Origin of the sequence: Catenuloplanes sp. NPDC051500, assembly GCF_044454585.1 — a bacterium.
GTDB lineage: Bacteria > Actinomycetota > Actinomycetes > Mycobacteriales > Micromonosporaceae > Catenuloplanes.
In genome coordinates, this window is record NZ_JBITDX010000008.1 from 1 (window position 1) to 23374 (window position 23374).

Below are 23374 nucleotides of genomic sequence, written 5' to 3' on the forward strand. Positions count from 1 at the left end.
CTGGACCGCCACCACCGAATCGATCCTCGCAAAAGTCCGACGTGGACGCGTCGCCCTCCAACAAACGACTACTCAAAACTGAGACAGAACACTAGGGGGTCACGGCACCGTCGCCGGAGGCTGCTCGGCGGGCTGCGGCTGCGGCGGCTCCGACGTGCCGGGTGACCGCCGACGCCGGGAGCGGGGCGTCCACCAGTTGGCGTCGCCGAGCAGCGTCATCACGGCGGGGACCAGCAGGCCGCGGATCACTGTGGCGTCGACGGCGATCGCGACGGCCAGGCCGAAGCCCATCATCTTGATGATCGGCTCGTCGCTGAGGACGAAGCTGGCGAAGACGCAGACCATGATCAGGGCGGCCGAGGTGATCACCACGCCGGTCTCGGCGAGGCCGTCGCGGACCGAGCGGCGGTTGTCGTGGGTGCGGTCCCAGGACTCGCGGACGGCGGTCAGCAGGAAGACCTCGTAGTCCATCGAAAGGCCGAAGAGCAGGGCGAACAGCATCGTCGGGACGTAGGCCTCGATCGGCACCGGGCCGTCCAGGCCGATCAGCCGCGCGCCCCAGCCCCACTGGAAGACGGCGGTGAGCGCGCCGTAGGCGGCGGCGACGGAGAGCAGGTTCATCACGGCGGCCTTCACGGCGATCACCGGCGCCCGGAACGCCACCAGGACCAGCAGGCCGCTGAGCAGGACCACGACCACGATGACGTACGGCATCCGCTCGCCGACCCGCCCGGCCAGCTCGCCGCGCACGGCGGTCTGGCCGGTGACCGACACGTCCACGCCGTCGATCTCCAGCGCGGCCAGGCGGTCCACTGTGTCGAGCGTGGCCGGGTCGCTCGGCGCGGTGTCCGGCGTGACCCGCACGGAGGCGACCAGGCCGTCCTCGGCCAGCCGGGCGGGGGCGGCCTGCGCGACGCCGGGCACGGCGGTGACCGCGCTGGACAGTGACGCGAGCCGGGGATCGGTGCGCGACGTCGCGGCCGGGGACAGCTCCACGACCAGGGTGAGCGGGCCGTTCGCGCCGGGGCCGAACGCGGCGGCCATCGCGTCGTAACCGGCCCGCTCCGCCGACGATGCGGGACGGTCGCCCGCGTCGGTCTGGCCGAGCGTCATCGCTGTCAACGGCGCGGCAAGCACGAGCAGCAGCAGGCCGCTGGCCAGCGCGTAACGCCACGGCCGGCGGATCACCCGGTCGGCGAGACGACCCCAGAGCGAGACGCCGCCGGTACGGGTCCGGCGCACCGGAAGCGCGGCGATGCGCGGGCCGAGCAGCGTGAGCAGCGCGGGCAGTAGTGTGGTGGCGGCCGCGACCGCGACGATGACCACCACACCGGACGTCCAGCCAAGCGTGGCCAGGATCGGCACCCCGGCGACGCCCAGGCCGGCCAGCGCGACCACCACTGTCCCGCCGGCGAACACGATCGCGCTTCCGGACGATGCGACAGTTTCGGTGACCGCGGCCCGGACGTCGTGGCCACGGTTCAGCAGCGCACGGTACCGGGTGATCAGGAACAACGCGTAGTCGATGCCGACACCGAGCCCGATCATCGTGGCAAGCGTGGTCGCCACGGACGGGATGCCGGTGAGGTGACCGGCCAGCCCGATCCCGCCGACGCCGATGACAAGCACGATCGCGGCCGTGACCAGCGGCAGCGCGGCCGCGACCAGACCACCGAACGCGACCACGAGCACGGCAAGCGCGACCACGATGCCGATCGTCTCGCTGTGGCCGGTGCTGCCCTGCGCCCGGGTGAGCGCCCCACCGGGCAACACCTCCAACGCGAGCACCGCGTCCGACCCGGGGGTCTCTGCCGCCGCACCGCCGGGCGTCTCCGCCACTCCACCGCCGGGCGTCTCCGCTGCCTTCATCACCTCGGCCGTCATCGCCTTGGTCACGTCCTGGGGGCCTACGTCGAGGGTGACGTCGAGGTAGCCGGTCGTGCGGTCCGGGCTGAGGACCGGCGTGCCGACCTCGCTGACGTGCGGGGCCGAGGCGAGCCGGGTGGCCAGGTCCCCGATGATGGCGTCGTCGAGCGGCGTGCCGCCCGCGCTGAAGATGACCTGGCCGACCGCGTTGTCCGAGGCCGGGAAGTGCGCCTCAAGCACGTCACGGCCGTGCTGGCCGCTGCTGCCCGGGAGCGTGGCGTCCTCGTCGACCGGACGTCCGCCGACCGCGACAAGCGTGGCGACCACGGCGGTGAGCAGCAGCCAGGCGGCGATCACCGGCCAGGGACGGCGGGTGGTGAAGCGTCCACAGCGGACCATCAGGCGGTGCATCGCGCCCGATTCGATGGTGCTCATTCCGTACCCTCGCAGGTTGTTGATCTGTCGGTTGTCACGGCGCCACCGGTGACGGCCAGGAGCAGGCCGGCCGGAGTGGCGGAGATCCGCTGGTAGGTGAAGCCGTCCGGGAGCGCGGGCAGCGGGACCGTGCGTGGGTCCGCCCGTTCGCCGGGGAGCCGGGACGCGGGCAGGCGAAGCCCGAGGTCGGCCAGTTCGACCTCGCCGGGGGTGATGGTCAGCTGGTCGCCGGTCACGGTGAGATCGGCGTAGACGGTGACGGCCATGGTCAGGCCCCGCAGCGGGATAGAGGTGGCGATCATCAGGCGGCCGGCGTCGTCGCCGCCGAGCCGGGCCCCGCTGAGCGTGGTGTCCCGGCCGGCCAGGAGCGTGCTCAGACCGGAGTAGTCGATCATCGCGCTCGCGGTGATCGAGTCCGCGCCGCTGCCGCGTACCCCCGTGGCCCTGATGTCGATCTTCGTCAGGGCGATGTCGTGGACCGTGGCCGCATCGGCGCGCAGTCGGACGTCGGCGAACGTGCCGCCGGCGAGCTGGGTCAGGAACGGGAAGCCGCCGACGGACACCTCCGGGTCGGTGAGGGTGACCGCGCAGCTCAGGCGGGTGGTGAGGCGGTGCTCGGCGATCGCGGCGGCGGTGCGATCGGCCACGATCGGCACGACCAGGACCGCGCCGGCCGCCGCGGCCGTGAGGACCGTCCGGCGCCCCGGTGGATGTTTTCTGGACACCGCGACATGTCACCAGCCGCGGGTGCCGGGCTCGTGCGAGCACGATGAGAGTTGGAGGTGAAGTGGTGACGTCAGGCGCTAGCGGGGCAGCGTGAACCGGACGGTCGCGCCGGAGATGCCCACGTCGCCGCCGTGCGCGCGGACCACCTCGGCGACGATCGCGAGCCCCAGCCCGGCCCCGTCCGCCGCGGACCGGGCCGCTCCGGCGCGCCAGAACCTGTCGAACGCGTGTGCCGCAGCCTCCGCGTCGAGGCCGGGGCCCTCGTCGCTGACCTCCACGCGTACCAGGGAACGCTCGTCGGTGAGGCGTACGTGCGCGGCCGTGCCCGGTGGCGTGTGCGCCCGCACGTTGCTCAGCAGATTCGCCATCACCTGCCGTAACGCGTCCTCGTCGCCGGTGACCACGCAGCTCTCCGGGCCGTTCGTGGTCAGCGGCCGGTCCGGCGCGATCGCTGTGGCGTCCGCGACCGCGTCCCGGACCAGCGCGGCGAGGTCCACCGGCCGGTGCCGGGTGGGCGGCTCCGCGTCCAGGCGGGCGAGATAGAGCAGCGAGGTGACGAGTGCTGCCATCCGGGTCGCCTCCTGCTCCAGGCGGCGCAGCACGTCCGGGCGGGTTCCCAGATCCACCACGCCGGTACGGACCAGCTGCAGGTAGCCCAGGATCGCGGTCACCGGCGTGCGCAGCTCGTGCGACGCGTCCGCCACGAAGTCCCGCATCCGGCGTTCCGAGCGTTCCCGGGCGGCAAGCGCCTCCTGGATCCGGGACAGCATCCCGTTGACCGCGGACGTCAGCCGCCCGACCTCCGTGTGCGGCCCGTGCGGCGGATCCGGCACCCGGCGGTCCAGGTGCCCGTCGGCCAGCTCGGTCGCGGCCGCTGCGATGTCGTCGAGCGGGCGCAGCCGGGCCGCGACCAGCCATCTGCCGAACAGTGTCAGGCCGGCGAGTGCGAGCAGCGACGTCACGGACGCGACGGTGGCGAGGCGGCGCACGGTCGCGTCCACCGGTTCAAGTGACAGCGCGACGAGCACTGTCATCTCCGCGTCCCGGACCACCACGGCGCGGTAGCCGCCGACGTCCTGCGGGTCCGGGTCGTCAAGGTCCGCGCGGTCGAGCAGCGGGTGGGACGGAAGCGGGACCGTGCCGACCAGGCGCAGCGTGCCGACCTGCGGGCCGCGGACCTCGATCAGCAGTTCGGTGACGGAGACGACGTCGCGGATCGTCTGCGGGCGCTCCTCCGCGCTGACCACCTGCAGCCGGTAGCGGTGACGGGCCAGCTCCGCGGCGGCCCGCAGCTGGTCGTCGGTGCGGTCGATCAGGTAGGCGCGGAGCATGAACGCGGCGGTGCCGGTCACGATCACCAGGCCGAGCGCGGTCAGACCGGCGAACGCCAGCAGCAGCGAGCGGCGCAGTGTCACGGCGTGATCCTTCGCAGCGCGTAGCCGAAGCCACGGTGGGTGACGAGCAGCGGCGGGCCGAGCGGGTCCAGCTTGCGGCGCAGGTAGCCGACGTAGGTGTCCACGACGTTCGAACTCGCGCCGAGCTCGAACTCCCAGACCGCGCGGTAGATCTGCGCCCGGGACAGCACCCGGCCCGGATTCTCCAGGAAGTAGCGGAGCAGCCGCAGCTCAGTGGGGGACAGCCGGATCGTCTCGCCCCCGCGGCGTACCTCCAGAGTGTCTTGATCCATTTCCAGGTCCGCGTAGCGGAGCAGGTCCTTGCCGGGCGGGGCGGTGCGCCGCAGCACCGCACGCACGCGCGCCAGCAGCACGTCCATGTCGAACGGCTTGGTGATCCAGTCGTCGCCACCGTGGGCGAGCCCGGCGATCTCGTCCGCCCGTGCGTCCCGTGCGGTCAGGAAGACGACTGCGGCGGTTGACCCGGCCGCGCGCAGCCGGCGGCACACGTCCACGCCGTCGCCGTCCGGGAGCATCACGTCGAGCAGGATCAGGTCCGGCTGGTCGTGCCGCGCCGTGGCCACCGCGTCCGCCGCGGTCCCGGCCGTGCTCACCGCGAACCCGTGGAACTCGAGGACCGTCCGGAGCAGGTCCACCAGGTTGGGCTGATCATCGACGACGAGGATGCGGGCGCTCATGTGACAGGCATCAGATCACGGCGGGATGTGAACTCGATGAGAAACCGGTGGCGTGCGTTACCTAGAGTGTTACCTGCCGTGTGGCCTCCGCGGGTGGACGAGGACACTGAGTGTGTCCGACGACCCTGGAGAAGCAGCATCGTGACGACGGAGTCCGGTTCCGGAGCAGACGGCCAGAAGGTGAGCTTTGACCGCTATGCGGGCTCGGCGCTCGCGTTGCCGGACACGCAGCCGGAGACGCTTCATGAGCTGATGGCCGAGTTCAACCGGTTCATGATGGTCTACCGGTTCGGGCTCGCGGAGATGAGCACCAAGGTCAGCATCCTGGCCGAGGAGCTGTCCCACCGTACGGCCGGGAACCCGATCGAGCACGTCAGCACGCGGCTGAAGACGCCGGCCAGCCTCACCGCGAAGGCCCAGCGCATCGACTGCCCGCTCAACTTCGACGACCTGCGGGACCGCATCCGCGACATCGCCGGCATCCGGATCGTCTGCAGCTTCGCCTCGGACGTGTACACGGTCGCGGGCATGCTCACCCGCCAGCCGGACGTCACGCTCGTGCAGACCAAGGACTACATCGCGGAGCCGAAGCCGAACGGGTACCGCAGCCTGCACCTGATCGTCGAGATCCCGGTCTTCATGTCCGAGCGGGTCATCTCGGTGCCGGTCGAGGTGCAGCTGCGCACGGTCGCGATGGACTTCTGGGCGAGCCTCGAACACAAGATCTACTACAAGCACGGGCAGGACATCCCGGCGCCGTTGCGGGCGGAGCTGATGGCGACGGCCGAGGACGCGGCCCGGCTGGACGTGCGGATGGAACGGCTGCACCAGCAGATCCACGGGCCGCGTCACTGACTCAGCTGTCGGCGGTCTTGGTGAGGACCGTGAAGGCGGCGTCGAGGTCGACGTCCCAGTCGGCCCCGGCCTGGTCGCGGACCTCGGCCTCGAAGGCGACGCCGGGCTTGTCGCTCGCCTCGATGTCGGTGACGGTGCCGCCGCCGGTCGCGGTGCGGGCCGCCTGCTCGACGGAGACGCGCTCGGCGTCGGTGAGAGCGCGGGCCTCGGCGCCGGTCTCCTCGCCGGTCTCCTCGGTGTCGTTCTTCTGGGACACCACCGCGAAGTTCTTGTCGAGCGCGACCTCCACCTCGGTGCCGTCCGGCTTGCGGACCTCGACCTCGTAGGCGTTGTCGTCGTCGGCCTCCACGTCAAGCACGGTGCCGCCGCCCACCGCCTGGACCGCGGCGTTCCCGGCACGGTCGCGGTCGCCGCTGCCGACGTCGGCACCGGCCGTGGAGGCCCACACGCCGCCGCCGACGCCGAGCGCGGCCACCACGGCGGCGGAGCTGATGATGATGCGCTTGCTGTTCTTCATGGTGTGGTGCCCTTCTCGTCGGGTGATGGGCACAGCCTGCGCGACGCCGCCTGAATCCTCGCTGAAAATGCGTCAGGCCGGCAGCCGCACCGTGAACCGCGCCCCGCCGAGCGCCGACTCCGCGATCGTCACGGTGCCGCCGTGCGCGCCGACCAGCTCCGCAACGATCGCCAGCCCGAGCCCGCTGCCCCCGTCGTCCCGGGCGCGCGCCTCGTCCAGCCGCACGAACCGCTCGAACACGCGTTCCCGCTGGTCGGCCGCGATGCCGTGCCCGTCGTCGTCGACAGTCAGCTCGACGCCGTTCCGCACCGGGCGCACCGCGACGGCCACTGTCGAGGTCGCGTGCCGGGCCGCGTTGTCCGCCAGGTTCCGCACCACCTGGGCGAGTGCGGCCGGATCGGCCCGGACCCGCCCGGCAAGCACGCCCGTGGTGTCCACGGTTACTCCGGCACGGCGCAGACGGCCCGCCTCGGCAAGAACAAGATCATCACAATCCACCTCCTCGCGGGTACGGGTGAGAGCCCCGTCCCCGGCCCTGGTGAGCAGCAGCAACTGGTCGACGAGCCGTTGCATGCGCGCGGACTCCTCGAGCACGGTCTCCGTCAGCTCACCGTCCGGCAGCGCGCCCGGATGCGCGCGGGACACCTCCGCCGCCTGCCGGATGCTCGTCAGCGGCGACCGCAGCTCGTGCGACGCGTCCGCGACGAACTGCTGCTGCCGGTCGCGTGAGGTCTGCAGCCGGGCCAGCATCCGGTTCATGGTGCGGGCCATCCGGTGCACCTCGTCGCGCGACGCGGGCTCCGGCACCCGGCGGTCCAGGCGGTCACCTGTGATCTCCTCGGCCTCGCGGCGGATCCGCTCGATCGGCGCCAGCGCGCGGGCCACCACGGTCCAGGTGACGCCCGCGACAAGCAGCAGGATCAGCGGCAGCCCGAGCGCCAGCGGGGTGACCAGGGCGGACGTGGCATCGTCCACGTCCTCAAGCGATACGCCGACAGTGATCGTGTAGCCGGCGGCCCGTTCGGTGGCCATGACGTAGCGGTGTTCGGCGCCGGGGAGGAGCGTCGGGCCGGGCAGCACCACGCCGAGCGGCTCGGAGGCGGCGACGACCCGGCCGTGGTCGTCGAGCACCTGCCAGACCACGTCGTCCGGACCGTCGTCGTCACCGTCGCTCTCGTCGTCCGGCGGTGTTGCCGCACCCGGCTCGGTCGGGGTGGGCGTGGGCGGGCCGGAGGCGGTGATCTGTGCCGCGATCGCGGACGCGCGCTGGTCGGCCTGCGCCTCCAGCCCGTCCCGCAGCGAGTCGCGGACCATGAGAACCAGGCCGGTGGCGCCGATCGCCAGCGCGGCCGCGACCACAGCTGTCGCACCGGCGGTGGCCCGCACCTTCACCGAGGAGCGCCCGAGCCACCGGCCGCCATCCCCGGCCTTCGCGGTCGCGCGAGTTCGCCGCCGGAAGCCGCCCGAGCCCGGCCCGCCGTCGCCGTTGGTGAGCGCTGCCCGGTCCCGGTCCACTGTCACGTCCGGGCGCTGGTCATCCACCGTCGCTCTCCAGCCGGTAGCCGGCACCCCGTACCGTCTCGATCGCCTCCCGGCCGAAGGGCCGGTCGATCTTGTTTCTGAGATGGCGGATGTAGACCTCCACGATGTTCGGGTCGCCGTCGAAGTCGAAACCCCAGACCGTGTCCAGGATGTCCCGCTTGGCGACCACGTCCCCGCGATGCCGCGCCAGGTGGCTGAGCAGCGCAAACTCCCGCGCGGTCAGTTCCACCTCGGCCTCGCCGCGCCAGACCCGCCGGGCGGCCGGGTCCAGCCGCAGGTCACCGGCGGTGATCTGGGCCGGGCGCTCCCGCGCGCCACGCCGGGCGATCGCGCGCAGCCGGGCCACAAGCACCGGGAACGAGAACGGCTTGGTGAGGTAGTCGTCCGCGCCGGTGTCCAGCCCTTCGACCTGGTCCCACTCGCCGTCCTTCGCGGTGAGCATCAGGATCGGCGTCCAGTTCCGCTCCTCGCGCAGCGTGGCACAGACCCGATAGCCGTTCAGCTTCGGCAGCATCAGGTCCAGCACGATCGCGTCGTAGGTGTTCTCCCTGGCCAGCCAGAGACCGTCGACGCCGTCGTGCGCCACGTCGACTGTGAACCCCTCGGCCGTCAGACCGGCCCGGAGCGTACCGGTGAATCGTTTTTCGTCATCGACGAGCAGGACACGCACGGTCCGCATTGTCCCGCACGCCTCCTGAAGCCCGGCTGAACGTTGGTACCATTCGTCGACTTTCGACCCGTGGAGGACCGTGTGGTGACCGCCCGACCCCGGACGCTGCTCACCGCGGTCCGGCCGGAGACCCAGCGCCACCTCTACGACTTCTTCGATCAGTTGCGCGACGCGGACCCGTGCCTCTGGGACCGCGGGCTCAACGCCTGGGTGGTGACAAGCCACGAGCTGGTGAGCGCGGCCGCGTCCGACCCGCGCCTGTCGTCAGTGCGCTGGACCGACCCGGACGACGTCGAGGACGAGCTGCGCCAGGTCGCCGCCGTGCTCAGCCGCACCATGCTCTACCGGGACGCGCTTGAACACTCCCGGCTGCGCAAGGCCGCGAGCCGTACGTTCACCGCCCGCTCCGTGGAGGCGCTGCGCGCGCCGCTCACCGCGGCCGTCGACGCGACCCTCGACCGGTTGCTGCCGTCCGGCCGGATGGACGTGGTCCACGACCTGGCCGTGCCGCTGCCGTTCAACGCGATCTGCGCGCTTATCCACGTGCCGGAGCCGGACCGCGAACAGATGCTCGTCTGGTCGGACGACGTGGCGGTCGCGTTCGGCAACGCGCGCCTGACCCCGGAGGAGAAGGCCGCTGCCGATCGCGGCATGTCCGGCATGGTGGAGTATTTCGACTCGCTCATCGACCGCCCCGAGGCGCTGCTGCAGCCCGGCGCGCTCAGCCGCGACGAGACGATCGCGAACACGGTGCTGTTGCTGCTCGCCGGCCACGAGACCACCACGCACTACCTCGGCAACGCCGTGCTCGCCCTCCTGCAACACCCGGACCAGGCGAAACGCCTGGCCACCGAGCCCGCGCTGATGGCCACCGCGGTCGAGGAGCTGCTGCGCTGGGACAGCCCGCTGCAGCTCATGCTCCGCCGCGCCACCACCGGCCTCAGCTTCGGCGGCAAGGACATCGCGGCCGGCCAGGCGATCCTGCTTGTCTGCGGCGCCGCGAACCGGGACCCGGCCGCGTTCCCGTCGCCGCACGTCCTGGACCTGGGCCGCACCGGCGGGGCCCGGCACGTGGCGTTCGGTCACGGTCCGCACTTCTGCCTGGGCTCAAGCCTCGCCCGCCTGGAAGGTGAGATCGTGTTCCGCGCGCTCCTGGACCGTCTCCCCGGCCTCCGCCTGGCCGACACCGCCCTCGCGTGGCACCCCAGCCTCAACTTTCGTGGCCTGGACCGCCTGCTTGTCGAGTGGGACTGAGCGCACTCCGCCAGATCGACACACCCGTCTCCGGAGTCGCCGCGACGTCCGGCACCGGGAGGCCCGACAGCCGGCACAGGTCGCTTACGGCGTCCGCGAAGCCGCCGGCCTGCTCGAACACCTCGAGGTACTCGCCGTAGACAGTGTCCACGGTCAGGTGAATCACGCGGGCGTCACCGTGCTCGACACTCATCGCGGAGAGATCAATATGCGAGATCTCAGACCACGGCAGCGTGTACACGTCGGTGCGGCCGGGCCGCATCTCCGTGCCGAACGCCGACAGCAGCGGCTCGGTCACAAGCGTCACAGTGATGCCGTCGCCGCTCACCTCGATCTGCTGCACCGGCGCATCCTAAGCGGCGGTACGCGGGGTCGGCACAGCCGTTTCTCGCGGCCCGCTGCGATTCAGGTCAGGAACTGACCGCAATCGACTGCATGATCCTTGGTGTGACCGACGATATTCTGCTCTCTCCGGACGCCGTCCCGTACGGCGGCGCCGTCCTCAATCCGTTCGTGGTCGTCGATGACGCCGCGCGATTCGTGGACTTCGTGGCCCACGTGTTCGGCGCGGCCGAGACCGTCGAGGCGCGGACGTCGATGCCGGACGGCACGCTCATCCACGCCCAACTCCGGCTCGGCACTGTCGACCTGATGGTCGCCGACCGGATGGACGGGTGGCCGGCCCGGCCCGGCCTGCTGCAGGTGTGGGTGACCGACGCGGCGGCGGTCCTCGACCGGGCCCGCGCCCGCGGCGCCACCACGGTGACCGACCCGACCCCGTTCTACGGCGAGACGACGCTCGCCCGGATGCTCGACCCCTGGCAGACGCTCTGGTGGCTCTACCAGCCGGCACCCGGTCAGGCGGATCCGGCGCCCTCCTGGGAGGGCGGCTCCGACACCGTCTTCACCACCCTGACCAAGGCCTTGACGTCATTGGCCTGAGCGCCGGCCGCGCAGGGATGCCGAGAGCCTGTCCGCGGTGATGCCGATAGGTGGGTGGTTCGGCGGCAGGTAGCCTTCCCGAGGACGGTTCCTCGTTCAGGGATGCCTTCGGCGGAGTCAGAATGGGGTGAACATGGCGTATGCGGCAATGACGCTGGCCGGCCTCGCCGGACATCTGGCCGGTGAAGGCGATGAGAAGGCCCGCTGGAAGTACGTGTGGGAGTTCCTTGAGGAATATCGGTGGGAGCCGGTAGAGGCCAAGCCTGGCCTGCTTCGTGAGGCGCCGCCCTCGACCGGTCATGAGCAGTGGGACGCGTTGCTGGCCGCGATGGCTGAGCATCTTGCCGCGCAACTCGACCTCGGCCCGCCCGCGTGGACGCAGGCACGTGTGCTGCGGACCCCATGGTTTCCTTCGTCGCTGAGGTCCAAGCGCATGGAGGCCTTTGTGTGGGCGCCTGCCGCGTTCCGTAAGCACGGTGTTTACCTGTCGGCACGAGATCTAGAAGCCGCATGAGCGACGGCAGACTGCTCGACCGGGCAGAGCTGGAGCGCGTCTTCGCGGCTCTCGGCGATCGACTGGTGCGTAGGGGCGTCGTTGCCGACATCTTCGTCGTCGGTGGTGCTGCGATGGCGCTGGCATACGACGCCGAGCGAGTGACTCGTGACGTCGACGCGACGTTCATCCCCCACGGGGTAGTCCTGGAGGAGGCGCGAAACGTCGCGGACGCGATGGGCCTGCCGCGGTGGTGGCTCAACGAGCAGGCTAGCGCCTACGTGTCGACACGCAACGATGACGGTAAGCGAAAGGTCTTCGATCATCCCGGGATTCGGGTTCTGGCGGCTTCCCCGGAGCATGTCTTCGCCATGAAAGCGTTCGCTGCGCGGAGCCGGGACGAAGAAGACCTGCGAGCCCTTGCTGAGATTATCGGTATCTCGTCGGTGGGGGCGGCGCTCGAGATATGCGAGCGATTTTTCCCATCCGAGCCGTTGCCGCCGAGATCCCAAGCCATGCTGGAAGATTTGTTCGCGTAGGTTCTGCTATTTGATATTGGGCAGCCTCGAGTCCGGCAGCTCGACAAGGGCGCAGAACGCCGCGGTAATTGAGCACAACCTCAGCCTTCGGTGTGCCCCGGGCGTCGCGGGTGCAGAAGTGCTGGCTGAGGTGCTGGTACGGCACGGGTCAGAAGAGGGACATCTGGCCCGGGGTCGGTTCGCGGCGGTGGCGTTGGGGACGGCGGAAGACCGGCGGGTGCGGTTCGGTGGGGCGGGGCACGGTGCGGCCGGCGGTGAGGGACCAGAGCGCGGGGCCGAGCGTCAGCGGGCCGACGGCGGCGAGCGCGGCCCGGACGACGGCGGAGGCGAGCGGCAGCCGGGCGCCGTCAAGCGCCGGGATCGGCAGGTCGGTGCGCATGCGCATCAGGCGCCGGTTGCGGTCGACGGCCGCGCGGGAGGCAGGGTCGGCGAGCCGGTCCGCGCAGGGGGCGCCGACCGCGTCCCGGACCGCGTGGCCGCCCGCGTCGAGGTCCGCGTAGGCGGCGTCGACGGTGCCGAGCGCGTTCAGCAGGCGGGCGGAGGTGGCGGCGCCGAAACCGCGTACCCCCGGCAGATTGTCCGAGGGGTCGCCGCGAAGAGCGGCATAATCCAGATATTGCCACGGGTGTACGCCGCAGAGCTCGTGCAGTCCGGCCGGGTCGATGAGCACAGCCTCGTCGAAGCCGCCGTTGCGGATGCGCAGCACCGAGGTGTGCTCGTCGATCAGGGCGAACGCGTCGCGGTCGCTTGTCATCAGGATGGAGCGCCAGCCGGAGCGGCGGGCGTGCGCGGCGGCGCTGGCCAGCACGTCGTCGGCCTCGTAGCCGCCCGGGACCACGGTGCAGAGGCCGGCGGCCCGGAGCAGGCCGGGCGCGGCGGCGAGCTGCGTGACCAGCTCGCCGGGCTTCGGCGGCCGGTGGGCCTTGTAGCCGGCGAAGTCGGCGCGCCGGGTCGAGTGCTCGGGGCAGTCGAAGCCGACAACTATCGCGTCCGGGCGCAGCCGGGAGACGGCGCGAGCGGCGTATCTGGCGAAACCGCGAAGCGCCCACGCGTCCTGCTCGGCGTCGGGCGCACCCGCGTGGTAGGTCCGGTGGATCAGGCTGTTCCCGTCCAGCACGAGCAGCAGCGGGGACGGGGTCGGCACCCGGAAAGAGTAGCGCCCGCCGGAACCGGCACACGGGGCCTGGGCGCGGACGTACCCTCTCGGGCATGACGACACAGACGCTGAGCGTCGACGGGGCCGAGCTGGTGTACGACGTGCGCGGCCCGATCGCCGCGCCGTTGCTGTTGATGATCGGCCAGCCGATGACCGCAGACGGGTTCACGGAGCTCGCCGGGCACTTCGCGGACCGTACGGTCGTCACGTACGACCCGCGTGGCCTCGGGCGCAGCACCCGCTCGGACGGCCGGCGGGACCACACGCCGGAGCGCCAGGCCGACGACCTGCACGCGCTGATCGAGGCGCTTGGTGCGGGGCCGGTCGAGGTGTTCGCAAGCAGCGGCGGCGCGGTGACCGGGCTGGCGCTTGTGGCCCGGCACCCGCACGACGTGATCACGCTTGTCGCGCACGAACCGCCGATCAACGCGGTGCTGCCGGACGAGGCGAACGCGGTGCGGGCCCGGGCCGGCTTCCACGAGGCCTACGAGAAGGGTGGGCGGGGCGCGGGCATGGCGCAGTTCATCGCGATGACCGGGTGGCAGGGCGAGTTCACCGAGGAGTACTTCGCCCAGCCCGCGCCGGATCCGGCGATGTTCGGCATGCCGGCCGAGGACGACGGCGACCGCGACGACCCGCTGCTGTCGAAGCACTCGTGGCCGATCACCGACTACCGGCCGGATGCGGCAGTGCTCTCCGCCGCGCCGACCCGGATCGTGATCGCGGTGGGCGAGGAGTCCGCGGGGACGTACACGGCACGCACGGCGGAGGGCACCGCGCGGCTGCTCGGCCAGGAGGTCGTGGTGTTCCCGAGCCACCACGGGGGTTTCCTGGGCGGCGGGTTCGGCTATGCCGGCAAGCCCGCGGAGTTCGCCGCGCGGCTGCGTGAGGTGCTTACGGGCTGATCCCGGCGGAATACCCCGGCAGGCGTGCAGGGCCGATGTAGGACGGTCAGACCGGACCGGCCAGCCCGCTCCTCAGCGGCGTGCTCAGCACCACAGTCGTCAGGTCCGCCGACGCCGGCCGGCCGTAGTGCCAGCCCTGCCCCTTGTCGCAGTCCAGCTCGCGGAGCAGCGCGGCCTGCTCCGCGGTCTCCACGCCCTCCCCGACAGTGGTCAGCCCGAGGCCGTGCGCGAGGTCGACGATCGCGCGGATCATCGGGGCGGAGCCGGGATCGGCAAGGAACGAGCGGTCGATCTTGAGGATGTCGATCGGGAGGTCGCGCAGGTACGCGAGCGACGAGTAGCCGGTGCCGAAGTCGTCGACTGCCACCCGTACCCCGTCCCGGCGCAGTTCGCTCAGATGCTCGTTGGCCAGCGCGGCGTGGGCGGAGCCGACAAGCACACCCTCGGTGATCTCCAGGACCAGCGCGGTGGCGGGCAGGCCGGAGTCGAGAAGGGCGCGCCGTACCGTGACCGCGAAGTCCGGCTCGCGAAGCTGGCGCGGGGAGACGTTCACTGTGACGAGCGTGCCGTGCCGCCGGTGCCAGGGCTCGGCCGCGCGGCACGCCTGGCGCAGCACCAGGTCGCCGAGCGGCACGATCAGGCCGCTGTCCTCGGCGGCCGGGATGAACGCGTCCGGCGGGAGTGGGTCCCGGCCGGGCGGGTACCACCGGACCAGCGCCTCGACCGCGTCGAAGCGGCCGGTGCGGAGCGCCACGATCGGCTGGTAGTGCACGGTGATCTCGTCGGTGAACAGTGCGGCGCGCAGGCGCTCCACGATGGCGATCCGCCGCAGCCGGGTCTCGCGGAGCGCGGCCTCGTACACGGTGATCCGGTCCTTGCCCTCGGCCTTCGCCGCGTAGAGCGCGAGGTCCGCGTCGCCGAGCGCCTCCGCGGCGTCGCGCACGCCGGTCAGCGGCCGCAGGCCGGCGCTCGCGGTGACGTGCAGCCGGTGGCCGCGGACCTCGAACGGGTCGCGCAGCGCGGACAGGATGCGGGCGCCGAGCGCGGCCGGGTCCGGCGTGCCGGTCAGCACCGCGAACTCGTCGCCGCCGAGCCGGGCCAGGCCCTGCCCGCCGGTGGTGGCGCGCAGCCGGGTGGTCACGGCCGACAGCAGCGCGTCCCCGGCCGGGTGGCCGAGCGAGTCGTTGACGTGCTTGAAGTCGTCCAGGTCGAGCACGAGCAGGCTGCCCGGCCGGTCGCCGCCGAGCGCCCTGGCCAGCCGCAGTTCAAGCTCGGTGCGGTTCGGCAGGCCGGTCAGCTCGTCGTGCAGCGCCAGCCGGGCCAGGCGCCGCTGGGTGTGGTCGAGCCGCAGCACCAGCAGCATGCCGACCACTGACGTGATGGTCAGCGGCAGCACCACGTCCACCACGTCGTACTCCTGCTCCTTGAGGTCGAGCAGGAAGGCGACGGCCGTGACGACCGGGTTGACCGCGACCAGTACCGCGTAGATCAGGCCGGCACTCCGGCGGGACCTGATCCGCCCGGGCTCGTCGTCACGCGTGGTGGGCCATCGGCCGGCCATGGCCAGGAACAGGTAGAGCAGCGACCAGCCGGTCACGCTGAGGCCCTCGCCGGCCCAGTCGCCGCCCGCGTGCACCGACAGGAAGTGGGCGGTGTCGGCGACGCTCACCGAGACGACCGCCAGCAGCAGGAACACGTGGGTCGCGGTCAGCCGGGCGGCGACCGTGACCAGCCGCACCGAGGCGGCGATCAACACCAGATCGAACAGGGGGTACGCCATGGCGGCGTCGGTCAGGTCCCACGAGCCCCGGTCGTGGATCATCGGATCGTAGAGCAGGAACCAGCCAAGCAGCGCGACGGTGCAGGTCACGACGCCCGCCTCCACCACGCCGCCGCCCGCCGGTCCGTGCTCCGCCGGGAGCGCGAACAGCGCGGCGCCGATCAGCAGGTACATGGCGAAGTAGGCGAGGTCGATCGGGGCGGACGGCGCCGAGTCAAGCAGGAATCCCACACCCCACACGGCGCTGCACACCGCGCCGATCGCGGCGCCCGCGCCGAGCAGACGCCACGGCAGCGGTCGCGCTACAACGCGCGCCCGGCGCAGCGCGGTGCCGGCCGCCACCGTGCCGAGCACGGCGTAGACCGCCTCGTGCACGGCGGCCGGCAGCAGCGGTGCGACAGCGGCCGGCGGCAGCCCTGCGAGCAGCAGCCACCACGGCCTTCGCGCGTCGTTCACCTGGCCCATTGTCGGTCGTGCAGGTGGTTTTGTCCTACAGACCGAGCGCGAGAAGCACGTTTCCCGTCCGTGCCGGGTCAGAGTGCCACATAGTCGAGCCGGACCGACTCGGTGTCCTCGCCGGCCGTGTCCCCGAAGCTGAAGACCTCAAGCGTCACCCACCAGGTCGTCGAGGCCACGTCCTGCGGCAGCATGCCCAGCTCGGCCGTGAACGACGCGCAGTTGCGGTAGATGGTGATCCCGTTGACCGGGCCCGGATGCGGCACGGCGCTGCCCGTGCAGAGCACCTTCTTCGCGCCGCCGGTGCCGTACGCGGTCCACCGGAAGCGGGTGCCCGGCACGGCCTGCTTCGCCGCGTCCCTGCCCTTCCCGGCGAAGGAGATCTTCACCGGCTTGCCGTGCAACGACTGCAGCGCCAGCGGGCTGGCGGGCGTGGTGATGGTGGCGGTGGGTGGCGGCACGAACTTCGCCTTGATCGTCCCGGCGCTCGACGTGTCGCCCGCGCCAAGCGTCGCGGCAAGCGCGGCCACGGCGATCCCCGTCATGACTGACATCTCGTCCCCCTGTCGTGATGTGCCGGGCGGTGCGCCAGGCCCTCACAGCCCAGCCCTGTTCCGCCTCCGGCATGGCGGGAACTGTGAAGAACTGGCCGAAGGGACGATGTGGGGCGGCCGCCGATCCCCGAGTCGGTGAAGGGGGCTCCCGCCGCACGCTGAGCCGGCCGCGCCCGGCGAGCGACGCGGCCGCGCCGAGCACGAGCAGCAGGATGCCGGCCGCGACCGGGATCAGCACGCGCTGTCCGGTGGCCGGCAGCCCGCGACCGGGCGGCTTCCCGGCCGCCGCGATCGGCGTGATCCGGTCCGGGGCGTAGGCGGGCGCGCTCGTGCCGTTGCTGCGCACCGAGACCCGATAGGACACTCCGGCCGGGACGGTGAGCACGCATCCGAACGACCGCCAGTCGAGCGTCTCGCAGGTCGCGCCGCCCGGCTCCGCGTAGGCGACGTAGTTCGCCACGCCAAGCTCCATCGGCGGGTTCTGCCAGCTCACCCGGATCGACTCCACGCCGGGGACGGCGACCACATTGACCGGTGGATCCGGCACCGAGGCCGGTGCGGCGGCGGACGGGCTGGGCAGGACGAGCGGGGTGGCCGCCACGACGAGCGCGACGGCAGACCCCAGGCGGAAGATCACCTAGACAAAATAGGGCATAAACCCCTAAATGACCATGTCGCCTCGACGGCCCGGCCCGGCCTGTCGCGTCCCGGGGAGTCACCGCCGTGCGTCTCGACTCGCGTCCCGGGAGCCACCGCCGTGCGTCTCGACGCCGAGCCGGGCCGGCGGGGTCGTCAGCCCGATGCGAGCAGCGCCGCCTTGTCCGGCTTGCCCGCGGGTGTGAGCGGCGTCCGCGCGATCACGGTGATCCGGCTGGGCACGGCCGCCTCGCCCAGCTCGGCACGGACCACGGCCCGCAGAAGATCACAATCCACAGACCCGGCCGCGGGTACGACAAACGCGCGCACCGCCTCCCCGGACTGCTCCGACGGCACGCCGACCACGTGCGCCTCCGCCACCGACGGGTGCCCGGCGAGCGCACGCTCGATCGGCACGGCGTACTGCACGTTCGCGTTCACAATGATCACGTCGCGGGTGCGGCCGGCCAGGTGCAGATATCCGTCCTCGTCGATGCTTCCCAGGTCGCGGGTACGCACCCAGCCGTCCACGAACACGGCCGCGCTCTCCGCCGGGTCGTCCAGGTAGCCGCACGCCTGCGCCGGCGTCCGCGCGAACACCTCGCCGATCGCGCCCACCCGGCACACCCGGCCGTCCTCGCCGCGGACCTCGACGTCGACGGACCCGGGCGGGCGGCCGACCGAGGACCGTACCCGCGAGGTCGTCATCTCCTCCGGCGACAGCATGGTGATCATCCCGGTCTCGGTCTGCCCGTAACCGTGGAAGACCACCGGGCCGAGCCTGTCGATCGCGTCCGCGAGCAGCGCCGGGTCGAGCGGCGAGCCGGAGACCATCAGCGCGCGTAGCGAATCAGGCCCGGGACCGCCGGCCGCGACCAGTGCGCGCAGCTTCGGCACGGTGATCACGGTGGAGGTGGCGTGGTGCCTGACGATCGCGCCGGGCAGGTCCGGGCGTGCGGCGACGAGCGTGCCACCGGCCGCGAGCGCCATCACGCCGTACTCGAACATGACCTGGCTGGCAAGCGTGCCGAACACCAGGTGGCGGCGCAACCGGGGGGCGAGCCGCCGGATCACGCCCGGCCACCGCTCGGGGTGCGGCGCCCATCCCGCGCCGAGCGCCGCATAGGTCTGCAGGCAGCCCTTGGGAAGGCCGGTGCTGCCGCTGGTGTGGATGACCCGGGCGATGTCACCGGGCCGCGCGGCCGGCCGGAGTTCCGACACCGGCCCGTCAAGCAGCTCGGGCAGCGACAGCACGTGAGGTGCGCCGGACAGCTCGGCGGCGCGCGCGGGATCCACGATCACTGCCGCGTCGCCGTTGCGCAGCAGGTGGGCGAGGTGTGACGCGGGCAGGCCGGGCCGGAGGCCGGTGACGCGCGCGCCGGCCACGTGCGCCGCCACGATCGCCGCGAACGCCTCGGCCGTGACGCCGACCGCGAGCGCCACCCCGTCACCCGGCCCGATACCGGCCCGGGCCAGGCCGCCGCTGATCCGGCCGATGAGCGCGAGCAGCTCCGCGCCGCCGGTGTGCCGGTCGCCCTCCTCGAACACCGTCCGGTCGCCGGCCGCCAGGAGCAGATCCAGAATCACCTGTGGGTACGGCCGGTCAGTCATCGGCCAGCGCCGCCTTCACGAAGATCTCCAGCGGCAGCCGGTGCACCGCGGGCAGATCCCACTCGTTCTCCAGGTTCTCCGCCAGGTGATGCTCGCCGCGGGGTGCGCCGTCGACGTAGTGCCGCACCACCGGATGCAGATAACTGGCGTCGTGCGCGGCGAACGGGTCGTTCTCCGCGATCCGCGGGACGGAGACGTCGAACGGATCCACGGTGTCGTGGTCCGGGCCGTACTCGAGCGTCACCACGAACGCGTGCCGGTGTGCGCCAAGCCCGCCCTCCCTGAAGAACGAGACCGGCACCTCCTCGTGGTACGCGGCCCGCTCGCCGTCCACTGTGACGACGTCGCCGAGCACGCCGAACTGCTGCCACAGCCCCGAGGAACTGTTGACCCGGGTGATGATCGCGCCGGCGATCGCGGACTGGCCGAGCTCCACCGAGGGCCAGGGCACGTCCTCGTACCGCTGCATCAGGATCTTGTGCAGTGCCCGCACCGCATAACGGAAGCCGTGGATGAAACCGTTCGTGGACTTCTTGAAGTCGCGCTGCTGGCTGAGCGTGCCCGCCACGTACAGCCCGGGGACGTCGGCCGACTCGAACGCCGGGGTCTGCGCCGGGAACCGGTCGTTGATCGCCAGCCCGGGACGCGCGCTCGCGCCGAAGATCGAGGCGTCGAACCGGAAGCCCGTGCACAGGATGATGCGGTCGTAGTGCAGCACGCGGATAGCCTCGACCGTGCGCGCGTAGCGGAACTCGACCCGGAACCCGCCCTCCGGCCGCCGCTCGATCTTCTCCACGGTCCCGTCGAGCACCGCGTTGCCGGACTTCAGCTGGTAGGTGTCGAGGAAGGTGTTGTTCACCGCCCGCAGATGCCCGACGTAGTGCGTCTGCCACGCGAACCGGATCGAGTGCGGACCGGCCACATGCACGGCCGCGGTGGTCTCCACGAGCGCGTCCGCGGTCTCGAACGCGGAGTTGCCCTTGCCGATGATCAGCACCCGCTGGTCGGTGAAGTCCGCAGGGTCCACGCTCACGGTGTCGTAGCGCTCGGCCAGCTCCACACCCGGAATCGACGGCACGTAGAGCTGCGAGACGCCTGTCGCGACGATCAGCCGCCGGCAACTGTGCACCTCGCCCGAAGCGTCTGTGAGTGTGAAGACGCCGTCGGCGCGCTCCACCCGTACCACAGCGGTGTGGTAGTGGATCCTGCCCTTGAGTGGCGCGGCGAAGTCGGCGAGGTAGCGCAGCAGATCGTCCGCACCCGGGAAGTAGCGGCGGCTGTAATTGGCGAAGCGCAGCGCCGGATCGTCGGTAAGCAGCGAGTTCCAGTCCATCCTCATCGCGCGCTCCGGATCCGACTGTCCGGTGTAGACCTTGTTGATCGAGATGAGCTGCCGGTGGCGCGGATAGGTGCGGAAGAACGTGCCGGGCGCCGGACCCGCCTCGAGCACCGCGAAGTCACGGCCGTCCCGCTCCAGCAGCGCGGCGAGCTGCAATCCGGCGGGCCCGGCACCGATGATCAGATAGTCGCGCGTCATGCCAGGCGAGGCTATTCGGGGCTTTTCAAAGCGACTCTGAGAATCGCGGCCTAACCTCGCCGGACATGGCGCTCGACCTGCCCGGCCCGCTGCACCTCGACGACCTGCACGCGGCCGCGAACCCCATCGCCGTCGACCTGCCCGCCCCGGCCCGTGCGGCCGTGCACGCGGGCCGCGAATTCCTGTCCGAGGCGCGCGGCCCGATCTACGGCTCCACCACCGGCTTCGGTGCGCTTGTCGGCTACGCCGGGCGCGCGACCGGTGCGGACCAGGCCGACAACACGCTCGCCCACCTCGGCGCCGGCCAGGGCCCGGACCTGCCGCTGCCGATCGTGCGCGCCGCGCTGCTGGTCCGGGCCGGCTCGCTCGCGCGCGGCCTCTCCGGCGTCTCCCCGCACGTCATCGACGCGCTCACCGCGGCGCTCGGCACCACGTTCACACCCGCGGTGCCCCGGTACGGCTCGGTCGGCGCGTCAGGCGACCTGATCCCGCTCGCCTACGCCGCCCAGGCGTTGCGCGGACGTGGCCACGCCTACCTCGACGGGACCCGGCTACCGGCCGGCGACGCGCTTGACAAGGCCGGGCTCACCCCGCTCACCCTCGACGGACGGGACGCGCTCGCCCTTGTCAACGGCGTGTCAGTGACCACCGCGGCGCTCGGCCTGGCCCAGCGCTCGGCCCACCGCTCACACCGCGCGCTGCAGCTGCTCACCGCGCTGCTCGCCGACCTGCTCGGCTGCGACCCGCAGTTCCTCGACGCCCGGCTGATCGCTGCCTACTCGCACCCCGGCGCCGCACGGGTGGCGTCGTTCCTGCGCGAACGGCTCGCCGGCGTGACACCCTCAGGTGACCGGCCGCTCCAGGAGCCGTACAGCATCCGCTGCGCGCCCCAGCTGCTCGGCGCCGCGTCCGACGCGCTGTCCTACATCGACGGTGTGCTCGCGGCCGACCTCACCTCGGTAAGCGACAACCCGCTGCTGTTCCCCGGCCCGGACGGCGCGGTGCTGCACGGCGGCAACTTCTTCGGCCAGCCCGCCGCGTTCGCCGCCGACCACCTCGCACTCGTCCTCGCGCAACTCGGCAACCTCGCGGAACGGCAGCTCGACCTGCTCGTCGACCCGGCCCGCAACACAGGCCTGCCGCCGATGCTCGCGGCCGGGCCGGGACAGCAGCACGGGCTCCAGGGCGTCCAGCTGGCCACCACCGCGTTCGCCGCGCACCTCCGCCGCGATGCCACGCCGGCGAGCATGCAGAGCCTGCCCACGAACCTGCACAACCAGGACGTGGTCCCGTTCGGCACGCAGGCCGCGCTTCGCGCCTATGACCAGGCGGAGTTGCTTCATCTGCTCTGCGGATCGCTCGCGCTCGGCCTGCGCCAGGCCGCGCACGTCGGCGCGCGTAATCCCACCGCACCGGCCTGCGCGGCGCTGCTCGACCAGCTCGAGGCCGTCATCCCGCCGGTTGACCCGGACCGCCCGCTCGACGCGGACGTCCGGCGGGCCGCAACGCTCGTCGCCGCCGCGGCCTGAAACGTCGCAGTCTGATTTGGTGCGGCCTAACTCGTCGCGGCCTGAGTCGCTGCGCCCTGAGTCGTCGCGGCTGAAACGTCGCGGCCTGAAACGCCGTGGCGAGGGCGAGCGGTGAGGCCGTGGGCGCGATCGTGTCGCCGGCACGGTCACCCGGGTCTCCGGCGACCGCGGGCTCCGAGAAATCGCCCAGGTGTCATCGGGCCCGGTAAGCCCCGCTCAGCTCAGCGCCGCCACGATGTGCGAGGAGCGGTTGCCCGGGTGGGCGGCGAGACGGTCGAGCAGGACGCGGGTGTCGTCGGTCCAGTCCGGGCCCGGGACGAGGATCCTGCCGGGCGGCACCTCGTCCCGGCCGGTCTCGGCGAGCGCGGCCGCGCGTACCCGCCGGTGGTCTATGTTCCGGGCGTGAAGCGCCGCGCCGCCGCCGAAGTTCTCCCGGAACGCGGCGGTCAGGTGCGGATAGGCGGCCGCGACCTCGTGCGTGATCAGCATGGCCAGCAGCACGTCGTCGGTCCGGGTGGCCCGGTTCTGCTCCCTCGCGAGCCGGTCCGCCTCCACCCGCACCCACATCACCGGGTGCGCCGCATGGTTGATCTCCCGGGCGAACACGGAGAACAACAGCCGGTCCCGCAGCCCGCGCCCCCGGTAGCGGACACGGCACAGCAGCGCGTCGCGGGCCGGGCGCAGCTCCGGGTCCAGCCGGTCCGCGCGCTCCGGCACGGTACCGGTCCCCGCCGCCCGCCGCACCTCCGCCGGATCCACGCCGGCGTCCCGGAGGATCGCGGGCGCCTCGGCGGTGGGATCGCTGAGCAGCGCGGCAAGCAGCGCCATCCGTGAGTCGTTGGTGACCGCACTCAATGCGGCATATGCGGCAGTCGAGATCGGATAGACGTGGTCGTACACGTCCCGTGCGGCCGGAAAACCCTCGAAGTCGCGCTCGACGGGCTCGGTGTCCGCGCTGACCACCAGCTCAGCGCCCGGCTCGGCCGCGACCCGCCCCGGCATGGCCAGCACGGTCCGGACCACGATCGGCGTGACCTCGAACGCGTCAAGCAGCGCCCCGGTCTCCTTGTCGTGCGCCGCCGAGTACAGCAGATGCCCGGTCCCGATCGCCCCACCCCCGGCCAGGCCTCGCGCCCGCGCGAGCGTCGTCGACAGCCTGTCCCCGACCGCAACCTCGTCCGCCATCGTCGTCCCCTCACTCGCCGATCCCGCCCTCGACAACGACGCTATGCCCCGCACCCCGCCCTTCCCTCGCCCCGACGGCCGATCCCGCCTCTAT

Annotated in this window: 21 protein-coding genes; 7 read left to right on the plus strand and 14 right to left on the minus strand. The window is 72.1% G+C overall.

Annotated elements, in window-relative coordinates:
* Positions 1–99: 99 nt before the first annotated feature.
* The 4 genes from ACIA8K_RS17615 to ACIA8K_RS17630 form a co-directional block, all read right to left on the minus strand.
* Positions 100–2301 (minus strand): MMPL family transporter, encoded by a 2202-nt coding sequence (locus tag ACIA8K_RS17615; RefSeq protein WP_396059992.1) that lies wholly within the window; start codon positions 2299–2301, stop codon positions 100–102.
* The gene (locus tag ACIA8K_RS17620) at positions 2298–3026 is read right to left on the minus strand and encodes a DUF2993 domain-containing protein (RefSeq protein ID WP_396059994.1); all 729 of its coding nucleotides are present in this window, start codon (positions 3024–3026) and stop codon (positions 2298–2300) included. Before ACIA8K_RS17620 ends, ACIA8K_RS17615 begins: the two co-directional genes overlap by 4 nt.
* A 78-nt stretch (positions 3027–3104) precedes the next feature.
* Positions 3105–4442: a sensor histidine kinase gene (locus tag ACIA8K_RS17625; protein ID WP_396059996.1), complete on the minus strand. Its 1338-nt coding sequence runs from the start codon at positions 4440–4442 to the stop codon at positions 3105–3107.
* Positions 4439–5119, minus strand: a complete 681-nt coding sequence (locus ACIA8K_RS17630; RefSeq protein WP_396059998.1) for a response regulator transcription factor — start codon at positions 5117–5119, stop codon at positions 4439–4441. Before ACIA8K_RS17630 ends, ACIA8K_RS17625 begins: the two co-directional genes overlap by 4 nt.
* A gap of 141 nt (positions 5120–5260) precedes the next feature.
* Here ACIA8K_RS17630 and ACIA8K_RS17635 point away from each other — a divergent pair, with 141 nt between their 5' ends.
* Positions 5261–5974: a GTP pyrophosphokinase family protein gene (locus ACIA8K_RS17635; protein WP_396060000.1), complete on the plus strand. Its 714-nt coding sequence runs from the start codon at positions 5261–5263 to the stop codon at positions 5972–5974.
* Between the two features lies 1 nt (position 5975).
* On the opposite strand, the gene ACIA8K_RS17640 is transcribed toward ACIA8K_RS17635, so the two are convergent.
* From ACIA8K_RS17640 to ACIA8K_RS17650, 3 genes are all read right to left on the minus strand, one after another.
* The gene (locus ACIA8K_RS17640) at positions 5976–6491 is read right to left on the minus strand and encodes a PepSY domain-containing protein (protein ID WP_396060002.1); all 516 of its coding nucleotides are present in this window, start codon (positions 6489–6491) and stop codon (positions 5976–5978) included.
* 72 nt (positions 6492–6563) lie between these two features.
* Positions 6564–8033 (minus strand): sensor histidine kinase, encoded by a 1470-nt coding sequence (locus ACIA8K_RS17645; RefSeq protein WP_396060004.1) that lies wholly within the window; start codon positions 8031–8033, stop codon positions 6564–6566.
* Complete coding sequence (locus tag ACIA8K_RS17650) at positions 8026–8703, minus strand: response regulator transcription factor (RefSeq protein ID WP_396060006.1); 678 nt, start codon at positions 8701–8703, stop codon at positions 8026–8028. The genes ACIA8K_RS17645 and ACIA8K_RS17650 overlap by 8 nt, the downstream gene beginning before the upstream one ends.
* A gap of 84 nt (positions 8704–8787) precedes the next feature.
* On the opposite strand from ACIA8K_RS17650, the gene ACIA8K_RS17655 reads away from it, so the two are divergent.
* Positions 8788–9957 (plus strand): cytochrome P450, encoded by a 1170-nt coding sequence (locus ACIA8K_RS17655; RefSeq protein WP_396060008.1) that lies wholly within the window; start codon positions 8788–8790, stop codon positions 9955–9957.
* Here ACIA8K_RS17655 and ACIA8K_RS17660 read toward each other — a convergent pair.
* Positions 9914–10300 carry a hypothetical protein gene (locus tag ACIA8K_RS17660; protein ID WP_396060010.1) on the minus strand — a complete coding sequence of 129 codons (387 nt, stop codon included), beginning with the start codon at positions 10298–10300 and terminating at the stop codon, positions 9914–9916. The genes ACIA8K_RS17655 and ACIA8K_RS17660 overlap by 44 nt on opposite strands.
* A gap of 104 nt (positions 10301–10404) precedes the next feature.
* On the opposite strand from ACIA8K_RS17660, the gene ACIA8K_RS17665 reads away from it, so the two are divergent.
* The 3 genes from ACIA8K_RS17665 (at position 10405) to ACIA8K_RS17675 (ending at position 11931) form a co-directional block, all read left to right on the plus strand.
* Positions 10405–10899 (plus strand): VOC family protein, encoded by a 495-nt coding sequence (locus tag ACIA8K_RS17665; protein WP_396060012.1) that lies wholly within the window; start codon positions 10405–10407, stop codon positions 10897–10899.
* A 133-nt stretch (positions 10900–11032) separates the two neighbouring features.
* On the plus strand, positions 11033–11413 hold the full coding sequence (locus ACIA8K_RS17670; protein ID WP_396060014.1) for a hypothetical protein: 381 nt from the start codon (positions 11033–11035) through the stop codon (positions 11411–11413).
* Positions 11410–11931: a DUF6036 family nucleotidyltransferase gene (locus ACIA8K_RS17675; protein WP_396060016.1), complete on the plus strand. Its 522-nt coding sequence runs from the start codon at positions 11410–11412 to the stop codon at positions 11929–11931. Before ACIA8K_RS17670 ends, ACIA8K_RS17675 begins: the two co-directional genes overlap by 4 nt.
* Positions 11932–12079: 148 nt before the next feature.
* Here ACIA8K_RS17675 and ACIA8K_RS17680 read toward each other — a convergent pair whose 3' ends face one another.
* Positions 12080–13075, minus strand: a complete 996-nt coding sequence (locus ACIA8K_RS17680) for a 5'-3' exonuclease H3TH domain-containing protein (protein ID WP_396060018.1) — start codon at positions 13073–13075, stop codon at positions 12080–12082.
* A gap of 65 nt (positions 13076–13140) precedes the next feature.
* Between ACIA8K_RS17680 and ACIA8K_RS17685 the strand changes: the two genes are divergently transcribed.
* Positions 13141–13992, plus strand: coding sequence for an alpha/beta fold hydrolase (locus ACIA8K_RS17685; RefSeq protein ID WP_396060020.1), 852 nt, complete (start codon positions 13141–13143; stop codon positions 13990–13992).
* 46 nt (positions 13993–14038) lie between these two features.
* Here the strand turns inward: ACIA8K_RS17685 and ACIA8K_RS17690 are convergent, their stop codons facing one another.
* The 4 genes from ACIA8K_RS17690 to ACIA8K_RS17705 all read right to left on the minus strand — a co-directional run bounded on the left by ACIA8K_RS17690 (position 14039) and on the right by ACIA8K_RS17705 (position 20566).
* Positions 14039–16228, minus strand: a complete 2190-nt coding sequence (locus ACIA8K_RS17690) for a putative bifunctional diguanylate cyclase/phosphodiesterase (RefSeq protein WP_396060022.1) — start codon at positions 16226–16228, stop codon at positions 14039–14041.
* Positions 16229–16305: 77 nt separating this feature from the next.
* The gene (locus tag ACIA8K_RS17695) at positions 16306–16773 is read right to left on the minus strand and encodes a hypothetical protein (protein WP_396060024.1); all 468 of its coding nucleotides are present in this window, start codon (positions 16771–16773) and stop codon (positions 16306–16308) included.
* 801 nt (positions 16774–17574) lie between these two features.
* Positions 17575–19029 carry a class I adenylate-forming enzyme family protein gene (locus ACIA8K_RS17700; RefSeq protein WP_396060026.1) on the minus strand — a complete coding sequence of 485 codons (1455 nt, stop codon included), beginning with the start codon at positions 19027–19029 and terminating at the stop codon, positions 17575–17577.
* On the minus strand, positions 19022–20566 hold the full coding sequence (locus ACIA8K_RS17705; RefSeq protein ID WP_396060028.1) for an NAD(P)-binding domain-containing protein: 1545 nt from the start codon (positions 20564–20566) through the stop codon (positions 19022–19024). Before ACIA8K_RS17705 ends, ACIA8K_RS17700 begins: the two co-directional genes overlap by 8 nt.
* Before the next feature lie 65 nt (positions 20567–20631).
* Here ACIA8K_RS17705 and ACIA8K_RS17710 point away from each other — a divergent pair, with 65 nt between their 5' ends.
* On the plus strand, positions 20632–22095 hold the full coding sequence (locus tag ACIA8K_RS17710) for an aromatic amino acid ammonia-lyase (protein WP_396060030.1): 1464 nt from the start codon (positions 20632–20634) through the stop codon (positions 22093–22095).
* 216 nt (positions 22096–22311) lie between these two features.
* On the opposite strand, the gene ACIA8K_RS17715 is transcribed toward ACIA8K_RS17710, so the two are convergent.
* Positions 22312–23280, minus strand: coding sequence for a Clp protease N-terminal domain-containing protein (locus ACIA8K_RS17715; protein WP_396060032.1), 969 nt, complete (start codon positions 23278–23280; stop codon positions 22312–22314).
* Positions 23281–23374 lie beyond the last annotated feature (94 nt).

Bases quoted from the DNA above. Each gene is read 5' to 3' on its own strand.
- ACIA8K_RS17685 (WP_396060020.1), top strand. From the start codon at position 13,141: ATGACGACACAGACGCTGAGCGTCGACGGGGCCGAGCTGGTGTACGAC.
- ACIA8K_RS17700 (WP_396060026.1), bottom strand. From the start codon at position 19,029: ATGACTGACCGGCCGTACCCACAGGTGATTCTGGATCTGCTCCTGGCG.
- ACIA8K_RS17615 (WP_396059992.1), bottom strand. From the start codon at position 2,301: ATGAGCACCATCGAATCGGGCGCGATGCACCGCCTGATGGTCCGCTGT.
- ACIA8K_RS17675 (WP_396060016.1), top strand. From the start codon at position 11,410: ATGAGCGACGGCAGACTGCTCGACCGGGCAGAGCTGGAGCGCGTCTTC.
- ACIA8K_RS17670 (WP_396060014.1), top strand. From the start codon at position 11,033: ATGGCGTATGCGGCAATGACGCTGGCCGGCCTCGCCGGACATCTGGCC.
- ACIA8K_RS17705 (WP_396060028.1), bottom strand. From the start codon at position 20,566: ATGACGCGCGACTATCTGATCATCGGTGCCGGGCCCGCCGGATTGCAG.
- ACIA8K_RS17640 (WP_396060002.1), bottom strand. From the start codon at position 6,491: ATGAAGAACAGCAAGCGCATCATCATCAGCTCCGCCGCCGTGGTGGCC.
- ACIA8K_RS17710 (WP_396060030.1), top strand. From the start codon at position 20,632: ATGGCGCTCGACCTGCCCGGCCCGCTGCACCTCGACGACCTGCACGCG.
- ACIA8K_RS17630 (WP_396059998.1), bottom strand. From the start codon at position 5,119: ATGAGCGCCCGCATCCTCGTCGTCGATGATCAGCCCAACCTGGTGGAC.
- ACIA8K_RS17695 (WP_396060024.1), bottom strand. From the start codon at position 16,773: ATGACGGGGATCGCCGTGGCCGCGCTTGCCGCGACGCTTGGCGCGGGC.
- ACIA8K_RS17715 (WP_396060032.1), bottom strand. From the start codon at position 23,280: ATGGCGGACGAGGTTGCGGTCGGGGACAGGCTGTCGACGACGCTCGCG.